Here is a 21,525-nt window from a genome sequence, read left to right on the forward strand (position 1 = left end):
TAGATTATGAAAATAAAATTCATTTTAATAACAATTCTAACCGCTTTTATAATACAAGGCTGTGATGAACAATTAGAAATAGCACAAGAAGATAACATAACCTCTGAAACTTTATACAACACGCCAGCAGGTGCCTTAGCAGGTTTGGCAGGAGCATATAGTCGTGTGGTTTCTGTATACAGAGAATCTATAATTAATGCACAATATCCAACAAACTGGACAGATGAAGGTTTCTACAATAGAAAAGGAGCGCGAGATATACGTAAAAATAATTTTACTGCTTCAGAGCCAGTATTAAGAAGTATATGGGGCACGTATTATGAAGGTATATCTGCGACAAACACGCTAATAGTTGGTCTAGAAAATTCATCTCTAGAAGCTAATGTGAAACAAGAGTTTATAGCTGAAGGGCGTTTTTTAAGAGCATTTCTGTATTTTGATTTACAAAAAGCGTTTGGTGGTATTGAAGGGATTCCAATGCCTTTAGAAGAAACCAACAAACAATTATTACCAAGAACGTCTGGAATTGATGTATTCAAGCAAATTGTTGCTGATTTAGAGTTTGCAGAAGTGTATTTGCCTACTGCAGCTGAAGCTGTTGGAGGAAGAGCAAGTAAAAGTGCTGCAAGAGGTTTGTTAGCTAGAGCATACTTATATATGGCAAGTGAGCCTTTTAACGAGTCTGGAGCTTATGAGAAAGCAAGAGAATGGAGTAAGAAAGTTATTGATGATTCGTATCATGAATTAAATCCAAGTTATGCAGATATATTTAATGAATTGGCCAGAGGAAACTATGAAACAAAGGAAACCTTATTTCAAATAGGGTTTTCATTTGCTGATTTAGATTCAAATCAATCCTCTAAACTAGGTTCTGCTTTTGGAATAAAATTTGACGATGAATCATGCGGTGGAGGTGATGATTTTAAAGGTAAAGGTTTTGGCTTAACGTATGCGACCGTTTCCTTGGTTTTAAAATACAGAGAAGATCCTAGTGATGAAAGAGGCTTATGGAACACACTACCATATTTTAATAGAAGAAATGATAATTGTCAATTAGGAATTATCAATAGCCAGTTTATGATTCCAGGGTCAAAATACCGCAGGTATTTAGAACCTAATACTACGAATACAAGTTATGGTTCACACCATTGGCCTATTTTACGCTTATCCGAAATGTATTTAATATATGCCGAAGCCATAAATAAAATAACTCCTGGTTCTACGGATGCATTAAATGCCATTAATAGTGTGAGAAATAGAGCAAAAGCTACACCAATAACTGAGATTTCAGATGGAGCCATTCAAGAAGAGCGTCTATTAGAATTATGCTTTGAAGGACAGCGTAAATATGACTTGGTAAGGTGGGGATTATTAGAGCAAAAAGTAAATGAAACTAAAACTGCGATGGAAACCTTAAGAGATGATACTAATTTTTATAATGAAGATTGGGTTACTATGGGCACGTTTGACTTAGATTCAAACGATATTCCAGTTTATGGCAATGTACCTGTTAATAATATTCCAAGGAGAAATGTGATGAATGCTTCATTTGACTTTTTTGATGGCTATAATGATTTTGATTCAAACAAACATTATATACTACCTATTCCGGAACAAGAATTGGGTGTAAATACTAATTTAAAGCAAACCGCAGGGTGGTAATTGACAATAAAATATAATAATTTAAAAAAATTAAGAATGAAAAAAATAGTTTATTCATTAACAATGTTGCTTCTCGTAACCTTAGGGTTTCAGAGTTGTGAAGATCTAGAAGAAGTTGATGCTCCAAGTTTTGAAATTGCTTTTAATACAAATGCAAAAGTGGGGGAGCCAGTAGAATTTAAAATAAAGAATGCACCAAATTTCTTGTATTTCTTTGCAGGAGATTTTGAACATCAATACAAATTTAGAGATAGAACTAATGCTGAAGGTACAGTAACCATGTCCTTTTTAAATTCTCAAAAGTGGGGATTAGGAGCTAATGCTACTGGTAATCTTTCAGTATGGTATTCAAAAGACTATGATGGTTCTGGTTCAGCAGCTAGTGTTAACATTGCCACTTGGACAGAAATAACTGATAGATTTAATATTTCAACGTTGTACGATTTTACATTGCAGGAATCAGGAATTGTAGATATTACTGATTTAGCTGATGGAAAACCTATTTATTTTGGGTTTAAATATTTTTGCGATGATACAACTACAAGACCTTCAGAATGGTATTTGGACAATTTAAATATTCAAATGGATGTAGCAGATGCACCAGCACCACTTACTGTAGCTTCAGAAGATGTTCCAGGGTTCAAAGGAGTTGATGTACAAGGAATAGTAAGTGGTTGGAATGCAAATAAATGGTATTGGGATTCTGGTAAAAAGCTTTGGAGAATGAGAGGACAAGTTAAAGTAGGTGGAGAATGGATAGTGAATGAAGATTGGTTAATTACTAATGCTATTAATTTAACAAAAGTTGCACCTGATAAAGGCACGCCTTTAAAAACATATTCTGAAAAACTCGAAACTTTTGAATATACTTATACAAAAGCAGGAACTTATACAATAACATTTATTGCTAATAACGAAACTATACATGGGCAACAAGAAAAAATCCAAGAGTATACTATTACTGTAACAGATTAATTACCTCGTCATTAGTAGCACCTTTCCCAATTCAGTATAGTAGTAAATACGTATTGATATTGGGAAATTTTATTTTATGTCGCACATATTTAACTTTTTATCATGATATCAAATTTTTGTACTTATTTAATGATGCATACTAAAACATATACTATACTACTTTTATTAGTCGTCAATATGGCATTTTCTCAAGTAAATAGTTCTTCTGGGATATGGACCCCCATAGGAGATGTTAATTTAAGTAGCGTATTTGATGATGCCAATAATGGAGATGGTATTGGCGATGGCGCTACATCTGTTGATGGTCAATCAGTAGCTACAGGTCAAGGTGCTGCATACACATTTGGGGGCAGTATGCAGTTAGGTGAATCAATAACTATTAGTACCTATACTTATAATCGAAATAGTTCGTATGTAAATTTTAGAATTCAATTATATAACAATACTGACAATACATTGTTAAAAACGTTATCAATAATCACTCATTTAGGAAATAATACGACACCAAAAAATACAGTATTAAACTATACCGCAGTAGCTAGTGATGTTGGAGATGTATTGCAAGCACGTTATATTAGAACAGATGATGGCAATACCTCAAGAAACTTTGCTATTGATAATATATTTTTAGTAGGTCCTTGCCCATTTACAGTAACTCCTGATTTGCCATTAATACCTTCAAACGCGACTATAGAATCTGAAATCAATAGTGCAGTTATCAAGTTTTCGGACAGTTATTTAGGCACAAGTCCACCATCCGCAGGACAGTTGTCATCTGCCGAAAGTAATTACGCCGCCTTAAACATAAATGTTTCAGGTGGAACTATTACCGGTAATCCAATATCCTCTTTTAGTACGGCATCTTTTTTAAAAACATTTGCGAAACACTTAAAATTCAATCCTGGAGACACCAATATTCAAACCAAGGCAAACAATACGGTTTGGTGGATTTCTAAACAATTTTGTTCAGGTGATTTAGCTTTAGATTCCCAAATGTATGCCTATGAAGATTTTGCAAGACCCACTTCCTTGCTTGAAAACTTTTTAGACCCTATTGTAAAAGACCTTTTTGCCTATACGTTATATAAACATTCAGTTGAATTTGAACATTTTTGGGAACCCACCTATGATGCATCTTATCAAGAAATATATGGCGCTATCAATACCGATTTAATTTATAATATTTCAGATGTTATGTTAGCCTATAGTTTATGGCACGATACGGCAGATGAACGCTACAGGTACATGCGTGGATTTAAACGCTATTTAGATCGTTTTTTCTCTTACACAGTTGGCACAACAGATGGTATAAAAGTAGATGGAACTGGTTTTCACCATTGGACAGCGTATAATAACTATATGTATGCTTATAGTACAGCGGCTAGTTTATTGTCATATTTAAGTGGAACAGGTTTTCAAGTTGACCAGGCTAATTATGAGGTGTTTCGTAATGCGTTTTACACACAGTTTATACAGGCAAATGATGCAGGAGTCCAAGCATTATCGACCTCAGGTCGGAATCCTCAAACTAGAACTAGACCATTTTCTCAATCCGCACTTAAAAAAATAGCAATTGCTGGAGGAGATATTCTTGGATTATCAACAGCCGACCCTGTTTTTGCAGGCATATACAACAGGATTTATGGCGTAGACGCTGAATTTAATTATAGCACTATTGCTCCGTTTGAAGAAGGTTTTTTTCAATTTAACCACGCGTCTGCAGGTGCTTTTAGAAAAGATAATTGGGTTATATTCAATAAAGGCTTCTCCAACAATATGTGGGGCAGTGAGATCTATACATCTCAAAACAGATATGGACGTTACCAAAGTTATGGTGCTCAAGAAGTTATTTATTCGGGGAATAAGGATGCAGGAAATGGTTATGATGTTAATACATGGGACTGGAACTACAACCCAGGAACAACTGTAATTAGATTACCATGGGCCAATTTGCATGCTGAGCGTGGGCGTTTGGATGAAGTGCAGCAAGAAAGGTTTGTAGGAGCCTTAAATTTAAAGAACAAAAATAGCGAGGTATTGTCTAGCAATCATGGTGACTATGGTATGTTTGCCATGAACTTTCAACAAAAAGAAGGTCAAGGATTTGGTGTAACACATGCTTCTGAAAATCACAATAATACATTCACTTTTAAAAAATCCAATTTTTATTTTGATGATATTATAGTTTGTTTAGGCTCAGGAATCACGAATGATGATACTTCAAATGAAACCATTACAACTTTGTTTCAACGATTGGACAATTCTGGAAACAGTGTAAATGTAAATGGAACAAACCAATCGTCAACAGGAGCAGTGACTTACAGTGGTATAATAAATAACTGGTTGTTGAGCAATTATGGCACAGGTTTCTATTTGGTTTCTGGTAATGATGATCTTGTAGTTAAAAAAGAATTACAGCAAACCCCAAATCAAAACCAAATATGGCCAGTCGATTTCAGCAGTAATCCCACAGATACCTATTATGTTGGTTATATTAATCATGGCTCAAGCCCATCCAACAAGAATTACGAATACATATTAAAACCTAATAGTAATATAGCAGAAATGCAGGCGTTAGACACAGGTATACAGAACACAAACAAACCCTATACAGTACATCAACAGGATAATAATGCACACATTGTGGAGCATATTTCAAAAAATATTTGGAGTTACGCTTTTTTTAATAGCGCAACTAATTTAAGTTATGATTATGTTACGGATGTAGATGCATCTTGCCTTGTTATGACAGAATATAACGAAGGCAATAAAACCTTATTATTATCCATTACCGATCCAGATATTGGGTTTAACAGTAGAGCCTATACGCCATCCATTCAAAGTATTAAGCGACTTGTGCTTCAGGGCGAATGGGATTTGAGTACCTTATATCCAGGTGTGCAAATAGTGTCTGCCAACGCGACCGAAACCGTCATAGAATTTATGTTAGTAGATGGATTGGCTAAAGAAGTTTTATTGAATTCAGCTACTTTGAGTAGTCAAGAGTTTGTAAAATCACCAGTTAAAATTTATCCAAATCCAACGAATAGTGTCTTGAATATAGGTATATCAGATGCATCAGTTCAAACTAAAAATGTGCAGTTAATTGATATCTCTGGAAAAATTATTTATAATAATAAAAGCAAGAAACCTATTCGTGTAAACGATTTTGCAAAAGGACTTTATTTTTTAAGGATAACAACTAAAGAAAATAATAAAATCGTTAAAAAAGTTATAGTAAAATAATTGAAATTCTACGGTGGTCAAAATAATAATGTAAATCCAATCCAAAAATATGCTCAAAACATCATTATAGCAAGCAGTCGATTAAATGGCCTGTCATAATGATGTTTTGAGCATATTACACACCTCTTTTGATCAGTTGCTCCCTCTATAAACCCTTATTCTTTAAATATTTTTAAGTCTGAAAATTTCAGACAACAAATACTAAAATCTAACTTATTATGAGAAAAATTACTTTATTATTATCAATTATTGTTTTGAATACAATGGTCATCTCTGCTCAAATTATACCTACAGGTCTGTGGTATCCAATTGGAGACGTGACTATTTCTACCGTCACAGATGATGGAGATAACGGCGATGGTGCTGGTGACGGAGCATTGTTTATTAATGGTCAATCATCTGTTGTTGGTCAAGGAGCTCGCTTCAAATTTAACGGAACTATGGAGAGCGGAACAAACTATGCAATAGATAGTTATATTTATAACTTTAGTGGCTCCTTCTCTAGAGTAAGAGTATCTCTACATAATATTACTGATGATGTTGAATTGGCAGTTTATGTTGATGCAGGCACCGTTTTGAATGGTTCAAATCAACTTGAAAATGTGGTATTTAATTATACTGCAATTGCATCAGATGTTGGTGACCAATTAGAATTAAGATATGTTAGAAACGATGATGGTAATACAGCACGAGATTTTAAAATAGATAATGCAAGCTTAGGAGGAACTTTTATAACTGAAGCCCTTCCCGCTGTTTCATCATCTGGAGTATGGTCTGCTATTGGTGATACTGCAATAACAAATACTACCAATGATGATGATAATGGTGATGGTTTAAATGATGGAGCAATATATGTAGATGGTTTATCTGCCGTTGTAGGCCAAGGGGTAGCATTTACTTTTGATGAAGCCATAGTTAATGGAAACAGATATACAGCAGAGGCAACAATTTATAATTCAGATGCATCTTTTTCACGCCTACAATTATCACTCTATAATGCTACAGATGATGTTGTGTTGGCTACAAGCAGTTCGGTTGTTCTTGTTGGAGGTGCTATAGAAACCACTAGTATTACATATGATGCCTTAGCAACCGACAATGGAGATGTTTTGGTTCTTAGATTTATAAGAGATGATGATGGTAATACGGCACGTAACTTTAGTATAGATATTGCTAAAATAAATGGAGCAGTATTGTCTACCACAGTTTTGGGTATTGAAGATAATATATTAAAGCAAGGTATTGCAACATATCCTAACCCAGTTAGTCATATTTTGAACATAAAAAAAATAGATAATGGTATTACAATTAAGAATGCTTCACTTTATAATATAATTGGTAAAGAGGTATATACAGCCATTAATACAAGCTCTATTGATGTTTCAAATTTCTCTAAGGGGTTATATATTTTAAAACTAGAATCTCAAGAAGGTGGCGTTTTAACAAAAAAAGTTCTTGTAGAGTAGTATAATAGAAACAATTAATATTAAAAAAACCTCAACTGCTAAGTAATATTGCGGTTGAGGTTTTTATTTATTGGCTATAATTGCTTAAATATAGCTTAAATGAACAGGTATGACCACTATAATGAACAACTATACCCACACCTTTTTTTGTTATAAAGGCAATCTTTGTTTTGTGGTATATTTAATTATTACTCAATAAATAATTATAAGCACTTTAATTGTAATATAATTTTAAAATTAATAAAACTATGCGCTTTAAAATTCTTTTATTAATCTGTCTTGTAAGTTTTGCAAGTTGTAAAGACTCTAATAAAATAGATAATACTAGTACTATTTCAGAAAATAAGATTGAAGTAGATTTAAAAAAACAGATTGATGATTGCGAAAATCAATTAGAAATTGCTATACCTAAACTAATCGATCTTACAAAACATCCACGTTTAATAGATACGGGCTCAACCGAATGGAAACAAGTGCCAAACGATAAATTGGTTTGGACTTCTGGTTTTTACCCAGGAGTTTTATGGTATGCATATGATGTAACTGGAAAAGAAAAATGGAAGGAAGAGGCTATTAAGCGGACCGAAGTTTTTGAAGATTTTAAAACCATTACAGAGCATCACGATATAGGCTTTATGATGTTTCCTGCTTATGGGAAAGGATACGAAATAGGTAATAAAGGAGTATATAAAGATATTCTTTTAACATCAGCAAATTCACTTGCAAGTCGATTTAATCCAAATGTAGGAACTATTAAATCTTGGTCAAACAAAATGCACCCGCGTTGGAAGGAACATATTACAATTATCGACAATATGTTAAATTTGGAATTACTGTTTTGGGCTGCTAAAAATGGAGGAGATTCAAAGTTTTATGATATAGCTGTTAAACATGCGGAAACTACTATGAAAAATCATTTTAGAGAGGATTATACCTCATGGCATGTTTTAGAGTATGATTCTAATAACGGTAGTGTAATAAACAGACACACAAAACAAGGTTATGCAGACGATAGTAGATGGTCTCGCGGACAAGCATGGGGTGTTTATGGATATACGATGGTGTACAAAGAAACCAAAGACAAAAAGTTTTTAGAGTTTGCACAAAAAATAACAGATAAATATTTGTCGTTGCTTCCTGAAGATATGGTACCTTGTTGGGATTTTGATGTTCAAGACAATCCAAAAGAAGAAAAAGACGCCTCTGCAGCCGCAGTAGTTGCTTCTGCATTATTAGATTTAAGCACTTTTGTTGAAAGTAAAGAAGATCAAGAGCGTTACTACAACGCTGCTTTAAAAACTCTAAAATCTTTAGGTTCAGAAAATTATTCTGCAGTGGGTAAAGCAGATTCTTTCTTGTTACATTCTACTGGAGCTAAATCTTTAGGACACGAAATTGATGTGGCTTTAATTTATGCAGATTACTACTATATTGAAGCACTTTCCAGATTAAAAAAAATGAAAGGGAAACATTAACTTCTTAACTCTTTATGAAAATTATTTTTAAATACATATTAATTACCCTTAGTTTAATAGTATTAATTTATTGTGTAAATTTCATACAAAAAGAAACCGTAAATAAAAACGAACAAACACAACCTAATATATTATTTATTTTCCCAGATCAATTCAGAAATGCAGCTGTTGGTATAAATAATCAAGACCCTGTTTATACTCCTAATTTAGATAAATTAGCAAAAGAAGGCATGGTAATTTCTAACGCTATAAGTAATTATCCATTATGTAGCCCTTATCGCGGGATGTTAATGACGGGGAAATTGCCATACAATAATTCGATATTAAGTAATAGTAATTCCAAACGTTATAAATACAATAATTCTTGGCAAAAAGACGATATAAGTATTTCTGATGTTTTAGTAAACAATGGGTATGATGCTGGTTATGTTGGTAAATTACACTTAATGTCTCCACCACCAATTAAAGGAAAAGATACTGTACTTTGGGATGCATATCAACCAAAAGAATTACGTCACGGATTTAATTTTTGGTATGCTTATGGTACTTTCGATCAACATAACAATCCTCATTATTGGATAAATGATGCCAATGAAGAAGAAATTACTTATGTAAACGAATGGTCTCCAAAACACGAAGCTGATGTAATTATAGACTATATTAAACATCCTTCAACAAAAACTAGAAGTAAAGATAAGCCGTTTGCATTATTTTGGTCTGTAAACCCACCACATCCGCCTTACCAATATGTACCAGAAAAATATTTAAAGCATTATAAAGATAAATCATTAGATGAGTTACTAGTAAGGCAAAATGTAGATTTAAATACTGATGCCAAAGATTTGACGTTTCATTCTGGAGCGACAAGAAAAAGAACATATTTAGCCAAAGAACATGTAAAAAATCATTTTGCAATGATTACTGGTGTAGATGAGCAAATAGGTCGTGTTTTAAAAGCGTTAAAGGATGAAGGTTTAGAAGAAAATACTATAGTCGTAATTACTTCAGATCATGGAGAAATGATGGGAAGTCATGGTTTAATGTCTAAAAATGTATGGTTTGAAGAAGCCATAAATGTACCTTTTATAATCAAATGGCCAAAGAAAATAAAGGGCAATCAAAAAAGTGATTTGATAGTTAGTGCTACCGATATTATGCCAACACTTTTAAATATGGTAGAAGCTACAGAAGGTATACCAACCAATATAGATGGTAAAGATTTGTCATCAATAATTTTAGTAGATAAAGGCGACAAACCAACATCGGCATTATACTATTTTATTTTAGAAGGTAAACCAGAATCTGGTCACAGAGGTATAAGAACCCATAGGCATACTTATGTTATAACTATTGATAAGAAAAATGTAGAACGTAAGTTTTTGTATGATAATAAAAAAGATCCATATCAAAAAACAAACCTAATAGGAAAAGCTGATAATACAGAAAAAAGATTACATGCAGAATTACTTAAAAACTTAAGAGAAAAGAAAGATCCTTGGTTAGAAAAATATCAAAATTTAGAATAGAACATTGACTATGAAATCATGCATTTTCAATCTTTCTTACATATTAAAAACAAAATTTACGACTGTTAAATTACTGCTTCTAATGGGGTGCTTATTACTCGTTATTAGTTGCAAAGGTGAAGCAGATACTAATTTTAAAAGTGATTTCGCAAACATCAAAAAACATGCGGTTATCGGTTCGAAATATGAAGCAAACTCTATACAAGAATGGCAAATTTCTAATAATAGAATGGAGTGTTTGGTTAGTAAAGAAAACCGAAACATACGTTTGCTAACAAGGCAACTTTCAGAACAAAAAGGCGATTTAGAAATGCGAGTTCGTTTGGGCTTTTTTAACGATAAAATTTCAACTCTAAATAAAAACTGGGCTGGTTTTAGTATAGGCTTAAAAGAACAGTTTAACGATCATAGAGATAATGTCATTTTTGCTAAAAGCTTAAATATAGGTGTTTGTACAAACGGAGCGTTGTTTATTGGAGCGCCAAGTCCGAATCACAAAAATGAAAAAGTAATCGAGAAACTATCAAAAGGTGTAGATTTAGTTTTAACAGTGATACCAATAGGAAACACTTATACTTTATATGTTTCAATTTATGATATTGAAACAAGGATATTACTCTCAAAAATATCTAAAAAAGAAGTGACTTCGGATCAGTTAATTGGCGATTTGGTTCTCGTGAGTAATTTTGAAAACCTTAAAGACGATAAAGACAACAATACGAAAAGTGTATGGTTCAAAAATTGGGGGATTAGTGGTTCTAAAATAATAACAAGATCTAAAAAAAGTGTGAATAACAATTAGATTTTAGTATTACAAAATAATAGGAAAGGTATTTGTTTTTAATAGTATGTCAAATAGTTTCAAAACAGAATGAATTATGACTGTAAATTTATCTAAAGTACATAAAAAAAATAATCTATGTATTAGTTTTTTACTTTTAATAGTAGCCTTTGGCTATACCCAAAATAGTGAAAAACCAGCAGTAGAATCTTTTGAGTCAGAGTTTGTGTTGTCTAAATATGACGAGTCAAACGGAACATTAATGCTAAGCGAAGATCATTATAGATTCGGAAAAAAATCCTTACAATGGGAATGGACAGGCGAAGCTTCTTTTGGTACTTCAAATTTTAAATTTTTAACCCAAGAAGAAAGCCCACTAGCTTACGGTGATTTTTTCCCTGCAAGCCCTACATTACAAATGTCAATATACAATGAAACGCCCCAAAATGAAAAAATTACAATTGCTTATGAAAAAGGAGGGCAGAAAGAAGTATGGTTTGATATACCATTAAATTTTAAAGGTTGGCGAACAATTTGGGTGCCTTTTTACGAAATGCAAGGAAACGCACCAAAAAAAGAAGCAGTTGTTAATTACGATTATTTTAAAATCTCTACGACTTCTAAAAGTGGTACTTTATTTTTTGATGATATTATTTTTTCTCAATATCAAGATGATAGACATCAATATCCAGATGAAATTGTACCGTTTGTCAAGTCAGATTTAAATTTAGGAGATGACCATTGGATGCCTTTAATTGAGAATTATAAACGTATTCAAAATATAGAAGGAATACCGATTTCAACATCGGTAATAGCAGATCTAGAAAAGTTTGAAAAACTAATTGATAATGAATTTGTAATTCCAAAAAAATACAAAGCTTATGTTAATTCACTAAAAGAGGGCTTTCAAAACCTAAACCTTAAAGATAATGGTAAAACAGTAACGGGTCCCCCCCTTACTTTTAAAAGAGAACAAGAGTATTTTGATAAGAAGCAACAAGGAAATAATAAGTTTAATAAAATTCAAGATTTAGGTAAAGCATTAAAAAAATTGGCTATTTATCACGATAGAGTAGATGGTTCCGATAAAGAAACGCTTGAGAATATGTTTTTAATTGGAATAAAGTATTTCTTAGATCAAGGTTGGCAAGCTGGAAGTTCAGGAGGGACGCGTCACCACATAGGTTATAATGTAAGAGAAATTACAGAGGCCTGCTACATAATGAGAGGTTTATTAAAGGAAGAAGGTCTTTTAAATGATGTTGGAGCCAGTTTACATTGGTTATTTAATCTCGGAATGATTTTAGATGATGAAAAAAACTTTCATGTTAATATAGATTATTTAAACACACAATCGTATTATCACTTAATACTCATCTTTTTGGTTGAAAGCCAAGAAAAGCAAGCTGTTTTGTTGGGAGCTTACTCTAAATATATATCTATTATTTTGGCACAACAAAAAGAAGAATGGGGATTTAAAATTGATGGTACTTCTTGGCATCATAATGGACATTATCCTGCTTATGGTATGGGAGCTTTCAAATCGGTTCCTAAAATAATTAGAACCTTATCTGGTACTCGATTTCGTATTCGTCGTCAAGGACATGAAAATTTCAAAAAAGCCTTTTTAACAACGAGGGCATATAGTCAATTATATGATTTTGGCTTTGGTAATGCTGGACGACATCCTTTAGATGGTAACAATATATCAACATTAAAAAAGCAATATCTCTTAATGGCAAATTCTGGAAACCCGAGTGGAAGAGAAAAAATCGATAGAGATGTTGCCGCAGCTTATTTAAGACTTTGGGGTAAAGATGATATTATAAATACCACTTTATTTACAGGTATGCATGGTATTAAAAGCGAAGTTTTAAAAGGGTACCATACTTTGCCATATGCTGCAACAGCAATTCATAGAGATAAAGGTTGGGCCGCAATTATTAAAGGTTATAGCAAGTATGTTTGGGCATCAGAGATTTATGTAGCTTCTAATAGATATGGGCGTTATCCAGCCAATGGCACCATTCAGCTATTAAATAATCAAGGAGAAAAGGGGAGCGGTTTTAAGCAAGAAGGTTGGGATTGGAATAGATATCCTGGGGCAACCATTATTTATTTACCATTAGAAGAATTAGAGACTAAAAAGCCACTATTGATGTTTAGGTCTGATGAAACTTTTGCTGGGGCTGTTGAATTAGAAAATAATGGTGTTTTTGGTATGATTTTAAATGAAGGAAAAGGATCTAATGCTGATGGAGCTAAAAGCAAAGTAGGTTTTCCAGGTAGGCTAAAAGCAAAAAAATCGGTGTTTTCTTTTGGTGATAAACTTATTTGTATTGGTACAGATATTTCTAGTATCGACGAAAAAAATCCTACGCAAACCAACTTATTTCAAACATTTTTACAAGATAATAAAGATCCCATTTACACATCATCAAAAAAAATAACAAAGCTTCCTTTTGAAGGTGAATTGCCTAAAAATACTGAAGCAAAAAACTGGATTATTGATCCTTATGGTAATGCGTATCACATTTTATCAAATCATACTATTAATTTTAAAAAGGAAAAGCAACACTCGTATCACAATAAATATTCTGTAAATACAGGTAAAATGAATCCGAAAGGTAAAGGAGCAAAAGAAACCGAAGGTAATTACGCTTCGGCATGGATTAATCATGGTTTAGCCCCTAAAAAGGCTAATTATCAATATGTTATCTATCCTTTTAATAATGAAGCAGAAATAAATAATTTTGATAAAAAGGTAAATAATGCTAAGTCTTATACTATTTTAAGAGCAGACAGTATCGCTCATATTGTAAAAGATTTAAAAACAAATACAACGGGTTATGTTGTTTTTGAAGCTAAAAATAGTTTAGAAAAAGGACTTTTAAAAGAAGTTTCTAAACCAGCTTTGGTAATGTTAAGAGAGGATGGTATTAATAATATAACATTAAGTGTTGTACAACCAGATCTAAATTTCCCTGAATACAAAAAGGGAAGATATAGAAACTACAGTAGACATATACAATTTTTCATAACTTTAAATGGAGAATGGACAACTTCTATAACACCTCAAGTACTTTCTGTTGATAATTCATCTAATGGCATAACACGCATTACTTTAGAGTGTAAAGATGGGTTTCCAGTAGAATTAAAATTGATAAAGCTGTAACGGATGCATAGAAAAAAGATAGATTTTAAAAAATCATATTGTTGCGAATATTGGTTTGGCAAGAGCAAATCGCTATAGTGGAACCTATAAAGTAATTACTAACACTTCTCTTTTTTGTAAAACTAATTTTGGTGTCGTTGGAGATCCATACATTTGGGATGGTCCTAGAGGATTTGCAAATGCTAAGAATTCTTGGAATATGGTGATTCTTTTAAACCCAGATTAAAATGTTTCAAAAGAAATAGTAAATTTTTAGTTAAATAAGAAATAAAACAGTTTGTAAATAATTAGTAGTATGATAAAAAATAAAAGCATATCTATTTTTATTAGTTGTTTGATGGTAGCTATGAGTAGCATTTATAATGTAAAAGCTCAAGAATCACTTATTTGGAAAAAATTTACAGGTGAAATTTCAAATTCTGAAATTCCAATGCTTTTTGATTATTCATATGCAGGCTATCAATTGGGTGAAGTAGGAATTCCTGAAAAATTCAAATATTTAAAAGTTTTTAATATAACCCATTTTGGTGCTATTCCTAATGATGCTATTTCAGATCAAGACGCAATTCAAGCTGCAATAAATGCCGCAGAAAAAAATAAAGGAGGCATTGTTTTCTTCCCTAAAGGAGAATTTTTAGTAAATGTAAAGCCAAAAAAAACGAATCCGATTACTATAAAATCTTCTAATATTATTTTAAAAGGAAGTGGTTGGGGTAAAGATGGGACAGTAATCAACATGAAAAACCACATGTTGCAAAGAACTCCAAATGAACCAGAATGGAAAGTGAGTTACATGTTCAATTTCTTCTCTGAAAAAGGAAGTAAAGCACAAGCAAACATCACTAAAAATGCAGAAGAAGGCGATTTTACAATAGAAGTGGAAAATGCTAATGTTTTTAAAAATACCAAATACATTCAATTAGAAATGCCTTTTAGCCTAGATGCTGTTTCAGAATCCTTAGGAGGAAAAGAAGCACGTCCACATTGGGAAAAGGTAAAAGGAAAAGGGGTGACTTTTATAGAAAACCATGAGATAAAGAGTATATCTGGCAATAAAATCACTTTTAAAGACCCGATAGTAAATTCAATAAATACCAATTACAATTGGCGAGCTAAACCTTTTTACCCTTTAGAGAATGTGGGTGTAGAAGGCATTTTTTTTAAAGCAAATTTTAAAGATACATTTGTACATCATAAAGATTTTGTGCATGATAATGCCTGGTCTATAATTTCTATGCAAAGGGTTGCAAATTCTTGGGTTAGAAAATGTAGGTTTAGTAATGTTACTGGCGCCGTTTCAATGAGTAACAGTTACGCTTCTTCTATTTTGATGTTGCTAGTAGAAGGGAATAGTGGTCATAAACTAACTAATGTGACACAATCAACAAGGGTTTTGACAGGTTTAATTAATGATGCTTCAAATTATGGTCAATTTCATGGAGCATCAATGTCTCATAAAACTTCAGGTTCTGTAATTTGGCGTGTAAAAACCCCAAAACAAGGTTGGGATTCGCATGCCGATATCCCAAAAAACAATTTGGTAGATTTATATGAAGGCTTTAAAATGAGCAATCATGGCGGGTTTTATAAAAACGAACCACATCATTTAAAAGGTTTAACACTTTGGAATTACAAACGCGTTGGAGATTCAGTAAGCAATTATGATTTCTGGAAATTATCAGGCAAAGGGATGTATTGGGGTTTTTCAGTTGTAGATCCAATTATAGTTGGCTTGCATGGTACATCTACTACTTTTAATCGAGCAAATATCGGATATATTGAAAGTTTGGGAAAAACAGTTTTACCAAATTCTTTATATGAAGCACAATTAAAATTCCGATTAAAAAAAACACCAAAATGGATTACCGAAAGTTTAAAAACTTGGCAAACACTAGAAACGAATTGGCTTCAAAATAAAATATGACAAACTATACTATAATATCCAAAATTATGACTTTTAAAAAACATTCATTTTTAGCTTACGTTTTACTCACTTTTGTATTAGTAAGTTGTAAAAACAAAACTTCAAACCATAAAGCTGATTCAGAAACAACTACCAAAGAAACTCAAAAACCAAATATTGTTTTCATTTATACGGACGATTTAGGTTATGGAGATATTAGTGCCTATGGAGCAACAGAAATTAAAACGCCAGCTATTGATGCCTTGGCTGATGAAGGCATAGCTTTTCATAACGCTTATGCTACAGCAGCAACCTGCACACCATCAAGGTATTCTTTGTTAACAGGAAATTATGCATGGAGAAAAAAAGGAACTGGTGTTGCAAAAGGAGATGAAGCACTTTTAATTGATACCAAAAGAACAACTTTACCAAGTATTTTAAAAACAGCAGGATATAAAACGGGAATTGTTGGAAAATGGCATTTAGGTTTAGGTGATAAAAGTGGCCCAGATTGGAACGGAAAAATTAGTCCAGGGCCTTTAGAAATTGGTTTTGACTATTCGTATCTAATTCCTGCAACTGGTGATAGAGTGCCTTGTGTGTTTGTAGAAAATCATCATATTGTAAACCTAGATCCTAACGATCCTGTGACTGTAAATTACAAAGAAAAAGTCGGGAATTGGCCAACAGGTAAAGAAAACCCTGATTTATTAACCATGAAACCTTCACAAGGGCATAACAACACCATTGTAAACGGCATTAGCAGAATTGGATATATGACAGGCGGAAAAGCTGCCTTATGGGATGATGAAACTATCCCAATGGAATTGGTCGATAAATCTAATAAATTCATCAATTCAAATAAAAATCAACCTTTCTTTTTATTGCTTTCTACACATGATATACATGTGCCAAGAATTGCCAATAAAATGTTTCAAGGTAAAAGTGGTATGGGGGCAAGGGGAGATGTTATTTTACAATTAGATTGGACAGTAAATGAAATTGTAAAAACACTCAAAATGCAAAATTTATTAAATAATACCATTATTGTTTTTTCTAGTGATAATGGACCAGTTATAGATGATGGCTACCAAGATCAAGCGAGAGAATTATTAGGAGATCATAATCCAACAGGAGGTTTGAGAGGTGGAAAATATAGTGCTTATAATGGTGGTAGTAAAATACCATTAATTATTCGTTGGCCAGATGGAAAAGGAAAAGGAACTATTTCTAACGCGCTTGTAAGCCAGGTTGATTTTTTAAGTTCTTTTGCAGCTTTAACTGGTGTTAAGAAAGTAAAAGAAGATGTTATAGATAGCCAGAACAGCTTAGATGTTTTTTTAGGAGATAACACCACAGGAAGAACAGCAATTGTCCAAGAAAGTTTTATGGGTCCAGTGTCTTATTTGGAAGGGGATTGGAAATACATTGAACCTATTGATGGTCCAAAACTAGTGCCTTGGGGACCAATAATTGAAACTGGTTTTCAAAAAGAACCACAATTATATAACATCAAGAACGATCCGAATGAGCAAGAAAATCTAGCTTCAAGATTTCCTGAAAGAGTAAAGGATTTTAAAGAAAAGCTTATTAATTTGAAAAAGGGTGGTTTTGCAAATCAGCATGAAGTAAATCTTAATTAGTTTACGACTCCTAGTAACAAAGATTAAGAAACATAATCTTGTGTATATCATAAGAAATTTACTTAGTAATTTAGAAAGGTAAGGAGGTAAGCCTTAAAAAGGTTTCAAAATATTCAAATACCCCTTCTTTTTGAACAATTTACCCCTTAGGATTATTCTATATATTATAGAACTTGCATAGAATAAAATAATCTCAGTTGATTCAAAATTAACAGTTATATCTTTTGATTACAATTATCGAATCTAGTTAAAATGAAAAAATTAACTCCAGTATTTATTCTCTTCTTACTCATTTTTACTTTTACTTCTTGTGAAATTTCGCAAAAAGAAAAGACAATCAAATTAGCACACGGATTAGACATGAGCCATCCTGTCCATAAAGCTATGATGCTTATGGGCGAGGAATTGGATAAAAATTCTAAAGGAGCATTGAAATTAGAAATTTATCCAAACCAACAGCTTGGATCAGAACGGCAATGCCTAGAACTATTACAGATTGGTAGTTTGGGGATGACCAAAGTATCTGCAGCAGTCATGGAGAATTTCTCACCAAATATGAAAGTATTTGGGCTGCCATTTTTGTTCAAAGACCGTGCCCATACGTTTAATGTACTAGATGGAGATATTGGTAAAGAACTGTTGGATGGGGGGCAAAAATACTGGCTGAAGGGTTTAGGGTATTATGATTCAGGAAGTCGAAGCTTTTATACTAAAGAAAAGCCAATACAAACACCAAAAGATTTGGAAGGGCTTAAAATTAGGGTCATGGAGAGTGTCACAGCTATGAATATGGTTAACAAATTAGGGGGTTCACCAACACCTATTTCATGGGGCGAACTATACACGTCCTTGCAGCAAGGCGTCGTAGATGGGGCAGAAAATAACCCTCCCAGTTTCTACCTTTCAAGGCATTATGAAGTATGCAAATATTATACATTAGATGAGCATACAACGATACCGGACGTTTTGATTATTAGCACTCATTTATGGGAGGATCTATCTGATGAAGAGCAAGGTTGGTTGCAGTCGGCAGTTGATACCTCTGTTCAATATCAAAGAGAACTATGGGCAACCTCAGAATTAGAAGCATTAGAGGCTGTAAAGAAAGCTGGTGTTGAAGTGGCAAGACCAGATAAATCATCTTTTAAAAATAAAGTAAAGTCTATATATGAGGAATATAAAGACGATATACCCGTGTACAATTTGATCAAAAGAATTCAAGAAAATCAATAATTATGGAAGTAAGAAGAAAAGTTGATCGAATTTTAGGTATGATTCTCTCTACAATTATGGCTGTTATGGTCGTTAATGTATTGTGGCAAGTATTTACCAGATTTGTAGTTGGTACTCCAAGCTCGTTTACAGATGAGTTTGCAAGATATCTCATGATTTGGGTTGGTGTTCTTGGAGCTGCATATATTTCTGGTAGAAGGATGCATGTTGCTATAGATCTATTGCCTACTAGGTTAAATAAAGAAGGTCAAACAAAATTGAAAACATTTGTAAATTGGATTATAATTGTTTTTTGCTTTACTGCATTGGTAATTGGTGGACTTCGTTTAGTATATATAACATTTATTTTAGGACAGTATTCTCCCGCCTTACAAATACCTCTTGCTATAGTTTATTCTGTTATTCCTATAAGTGGTATGTTAATTATTTATTACAAACTCTCTGATATTATAAACAAGCAATTATAATGGAATACTTACCAATACTCGTTTTAGTTATTAGTTTTATAGGATTATTGTTTATAGGTGTTCCAGTGGCATGGAGTATTGCTATTTCATCGTTATTAACAATGATGACAAGTATTTCGATGCTTCCAGCGCTTACTACGGTATCTCAGCGTATGGCAACAGGCTTGGATAGTTTTGCACTACTGGCTATTCCATTTTTTGTGCTTTCTGGACAGCTCATGAATAAGGGAGGTATTGCACATCGCCTTATCGATTTTGCTAAAACCTTGGTAGGTTCGCTTCCAGGAGGCTTAGCACTTATAAATGTTATTGCAGCCATGTTAATGGGGGCCATTGCTGGTTCTGCAATGGCATCAGCTTCAGCAATGGGAAGTATTTTAGGACCAGAAATGGAAAAAGAAGGCTATTCAAAAGAATTTGGAGCGGCTGTAAACATAACATCATCAACAACTGGTTTGATCATTCCCCCAAGTAATGTGCTTATTGTGTATTCATTGGCAAGCGGTGGTGTTTCTATAGCAGCATTATTTTTAGCAGGTTATATTCCAGGGATACTAACAGGTTTATTTCTTATGATAGTAGCCTCATTTTGGGCTAAAAAGAAAGGTTATAAAATAGGAAAAAGAAGTTCTTTAAAGGAAGTTGCAAGGAGCTTCGTAAGCGCTTTTCCAAGTTTAATGTTACTTGTTGTTGTTATAGGAGGTATTGTCGCTGGTATTTTTACAGCTACCGAGGCTTCAGCCATTGCTGTTTTATACACATTGTTATTAGGGTTTTGGTATAAGGAAATTAGCTTAAAGGATCTACCTAAAATATCCTTAGACTCTTGTGGTACCACAGCTATTGTAATGTTATTAATTGGTGCTTCCATGAGTATGTCCTGGGTCATGTCTTATGAAAATATTCCGCAAGATATTAGTACAGCTCTTCTTGGCGCAAGTGAAAGCCCAATAATTATACTCCTAATCATTAATTTAATATTATTGTTTGTAGGTGTATTTATGGATATGACACCAGCAGTATTAATTTTTACCCCAATTTTTTTACCAATTGTTGAAAAACTTGGAATGGACCCAGTGCATTTTGGTATTGTTATGATTCTAAATTTATGTATTGGCCTCTGTACGCCACCTGTAGGCTCCGTGCTATTTGTTGGAGTTGGTGTTGCTAATACTACTATAGAGAAAGTTGTTAAACCGCTTTTACCACTTTTTGTTGCAATGATTATATCTTTATTTTTAGTGACTTATTTTCCAGGCTTAAGTCTATGGTTGCCAAAAGTATTTGGGTTCTAAAAATAATACTGGCATGATGAGTTTTTTTAAAAAATCTAGGCTTGAAATTTCTTTACTAATCTTATATTGCCTAATTTTTATAGCGTTATATTGGTGTTTTAAATAGTTCTAAGACCAAATTTAAAACGTAGATAGAAATTAAATGTTTACCTTATTGGTGTGTACCAGTCAATAATTAAAGTCAAAGAAAATGATGAACTATTGATTGAGCTAAAAAGAGTGGAATTGTTTTGTGGACCTGCAACAAAAAAACAAGCAATTAATTGTAAGATTTATGTAGCACATTATTTTAGAATATTAAACTTTTTTAGTTCTATAAAAATTAAGGGGTTCGACATTTTTTCTGTACGCTCTACTAAACGAGACTCAAATACATTTTGTATTTGGGTTTTTCCTTTTGTAATGATCTTTAAATGAGTTAGTTAATTCAAAAATCATGTTGACTTTACTGGTTCGACATTCCTTATTTTTCAATGAAAATTTAAAACCCTCAGGAAATACAATATTTTGGAACACCCGTTTATCGTTATAATTTAAAGACTTATAGAATTCGCTGGGGTTAATACATATAATTTTTATAGTTTAAGAAATTACTCTCAAGAGTATTAGCATGTTGTGGGAAAGAACTTTCTAAATTTTTGAAGGTTTAAATCTAAGTAGATAGATTTCATATATTTA

Annotated in this window: 14 protein-coding genes; all 14 read left to right on the forward strand. The window is 32.8% G+C overall.

From position 1 onward, the window contains the following. Positions 1 to 6: 6 nt before the first annotated feature. Complete coding sequence (locus Q4Q47_RS14800; RefSeq protein WP_303307408.1) at positions 7 to 1,662, forward strand: RagB/SusD family nutrient uptake outer membrane protein; 1,656 nt, start codon at positions 7 to 9, stop codon at positions 1,660 to 1,662. Positions 1,663 to 1,698: 36 nt separating this feature from the next. Further along, positions 1,699 to 2,637: a DUF5017 domain-containing protein gene (locus Q4Q47_RS14805; protein ID WP_303307409.1), complete on the forward strand. Its 939-nt coding sequence runs from the start codon at positions 1,699 to 1,701 to the stop codon at positions 2,635 to 2,637. A gap of 102 nt (positions 2,638 to 2,739) precedes the next feature. Then, positions 2,740 to 5,883, forward strand: coding sequence for a polysaccharide lyase family 8 super-sandwich domain-containing protein (locus tag Q4Q47_RS14810; protein WP_303307410.1), 3,144 nt, complete (start codon positions 2,740 to 2,742; stop codon positions 5,881 to 5,883). Positions 5,884 to 6,101: 218 nt separating this feature from the next. Then, on the forward strand, positions 6,102 to 7,349 hold the full coding sequence (locus tag Q4Q47_RS14815) for a T9SS type A sorting domain-containing protein (protein ID WP_303307411.1): 1,248 nt from the start codon (positions 6,102 to 6,104) through the stop codon (positions 7,347 to 7,349). 248 nt (positions 7,350 to 7,597) lie between these two features. Beyond that, positions 7,598 to 8,824 (forward strand): glycoside hydrolase family 88 protein, encoded by a 1,227-nt coding sequence (locus Q4Q47_RS14820; protein WP_303307412.1) that lies wholly within the window; start codon positions 7,598 to 7,600, stop codon positions 8,822 to 8,824. 14 nt (positions 8,825 to 8,838) lie between these two features. Beyond that, positions 8,839 to 10,350, forward strand: a complete 1,512-nt coding sequence (locus Q4Q47_RS14825) for a sulfatase family protein (protein ID WP_303307413.1) — start codon at positions 8,839 to 8,841, stop codon at positions 10,348 to 10,350. An 82-nt stretch (positions 10,351 to 10,432) separates the two neighbouring features. Continuing rightward, the gene (locus tag Q4Q47_RS14830) at positions 10,433 to 11,152 is read left to right on the forward strand and encodes a hypothetical protein (protein ID WP_303307414.1); all 720 of its coding nucleotides are present in this window, start codon (positions 10,433 to 10,435) and stop codon (positions 11,150 to 11,152) included. A 76-nt stretch (positions 11,153 to 11,228) separates the two neighbouring features. Then, complete coding sequence (locus Q4Q47_RS14835) at positions 11,229 to 14,306, forward strand: chondroitinase family polysaccharide lyase (RefSeq protein ID WP_303307415.1); 3,078 nt, start codon at positions 11,229 to 11,231, stop codon at positions 14,304 to 14,306. Positions 14,307 to 14,361: 55 nt separating this feature from the next. Further along, complete coding sequence (locus Q4Q47_RS14840; RefSeq protein WP_303307416.1) at positions 14,362 to 14,532, forward strand: hypothetical protein; 171 nt, start codon at positions 14,362 to 14,364, stop codon at positions 14,530 to 14,532. A gap of 69 nt (positions 14,533 to 14,601) precedes the next feature. Beyond that, positions 14,602 to 16,230, forward strand: a complete 1,629-nt coding sequence (locus Q4Q47_RS14845) for a DUF4955 domain-containing protein (protein WP_303307417.1) — start codon at positions 14,602 to 14,604, stop codon at positions 16,228 to 16,230. 26 nt (positions 16,231 to 16,256) lie between these two features. After that, complete coding sequence (locus Q4Q47_RS14850) at positions 16,257 to 17,852, forward strand: sulfatase family protein (RefSeq protein ID WP_303307418.1); 1,596 nt, start codon at positions 16,257 to 16,259, stop codon at positions 17,850 to 17,852. Between the two features lie 252 nt (positions 17,853 to 18,104). Then, on the forward strand, positions 18,105 to 19,085 hold the full coding sequence (locus Q4Q47_RS14855) for a TRAP transporter substrate-binding protein (protein WP_303307419.1): 981 nt from the start codon (positions 18,105 to 18,107) through the stop codon (positions 19,083 to 19,085). 2 nt (positions 19,086 to 19,087) lie between these two features. Continuing rightward, complete coding sequence (locus Q4Q47_RS14860; RefSeq protein ID WP_303307420.1) at positions 19,088 to 19,552, forward strand: TRAP transporter small permease; 465 nt, start codon at positions 19,088 to 19,090, stop codon at positions 19,550 to 19,552. Beyond that, positions 19,552 to 20,847: a TRAP transporter large permease gene (locus Q4Q47_RS14865; RefSeq protein ID WP_303307421.1), complete on the forward strand. Its 1,296-nt coding sequence runs from the start codon at positions 19,552 to 19,554 to the stop codon at positions 20,845 to 20,847. The genes Q4Q47_RS14860 and Q4Q47_RS14865 overlap by 1 nt, the downstream gene beginning before the upstream one ends. Positions 20,848 to 21,525 lie beyond the last annotated feature (678 nt).

It is taken from the genome of Flavivirga spongiicola (genome assembly GCF_030540825.1).
Classification (GTDB): Bacteria; Bacteroidota; Bacteroidia; order Flavobacteriales; family Flavobacteriaceae; genus Flavivirga; species Flavivirga spongiicola.

Bases quoted from the DNA above. Each gene is read 5' to 3' on its own strand.
- Q4Q47_RS14830 (WP_303307414.1), top strand. From the start codon at position 10,433: ATGGGGTGCTTATTACTCGTTATTAGTTGCAAAGGTGAAGCAGATACT.
- Q4Q47_RS14860 (WP_303307420.1), top strand. From the start codon at position 19,088: ATGGAAGTAAGAAGAAAAGTTGATCGAATTTTAGGTATGATTCTCTCT.
- Q4Q47_RS14810 (WP_303307410.1), top strand. From the start codon at position 2,740: ATGATATCAAATTTTTGTACTTATTTAATGATGCATACTAAAACATAT.
- Q4Q47_RS14845 (WP_303307417.1), top strand. From the start codon at position 14,602: ATGATAAAAAATAAAAGCATATCTATTTTTATTAGTTGTTTGATGGTA.
- Q4Q47_RS14815 (WP_303307411.1), top strand. From the start codon at position 6,102: ATGAGAAAAATTACTTTATTATTATCAATTATTGTTTTGAATACAATG.
- Q4Q47_RS14855 (WP_303307419.1), top strand. From the start codon at position 18,105: ATGAAAAAATTAACTCCAGTATTTATTCTCTTCTTACTCATTTTTACT.
- Q4Q47_RS14820 (WP_303307412.1), top strand. From the start codon at position 7,598: ATGCGCTTTAAAATTCTTTTATTAATCTGTCTTGTAAGTTTTGCAAGT.
- Q4Q47_RS14865 (WP_303307421.1), top strand. From the start codon at position 19,552: ATGGAATACTTACCAATACTCGTTTTAGTTATTAGTTTTATAGGATTA.
- Q4Q47_RS14850 (WP_303307418.1), top strand. From the start codon at position 16,257: ATGACTTTTAAAAAACATTCATTTTTAGCTTACGTTTTACTCACTTTT.
- Q4Q47_RS14835 (WP_303307415.1), top strand. From the start codon at position 11,229: ATGACTGTAAATTTATCTAAAGTACATAAAAAAAATAATCTATGTATT.
- Q4Q47_RS14800 (WP_303307408.1), top strand. From the start codon at position 7: ATGAAAATAAAATTCATTTTAATAACAATTCTAACCGCTTTTATAATA.
- Q4Q47_RS14805 (WP_303307409.1), top strand. From the start codon at position 1,699: ATGAAAAAAATAGTTTATTCATTAACAATGTTGCTTCTCGTAACCTTA.
- Q4Q47_RS14825 (WP_303307413.1), top strand. From the start codon at position 8,839: ATGAAAATTATTTTTAAATACATATTAATTACCCTTAGTTTAATAGTA.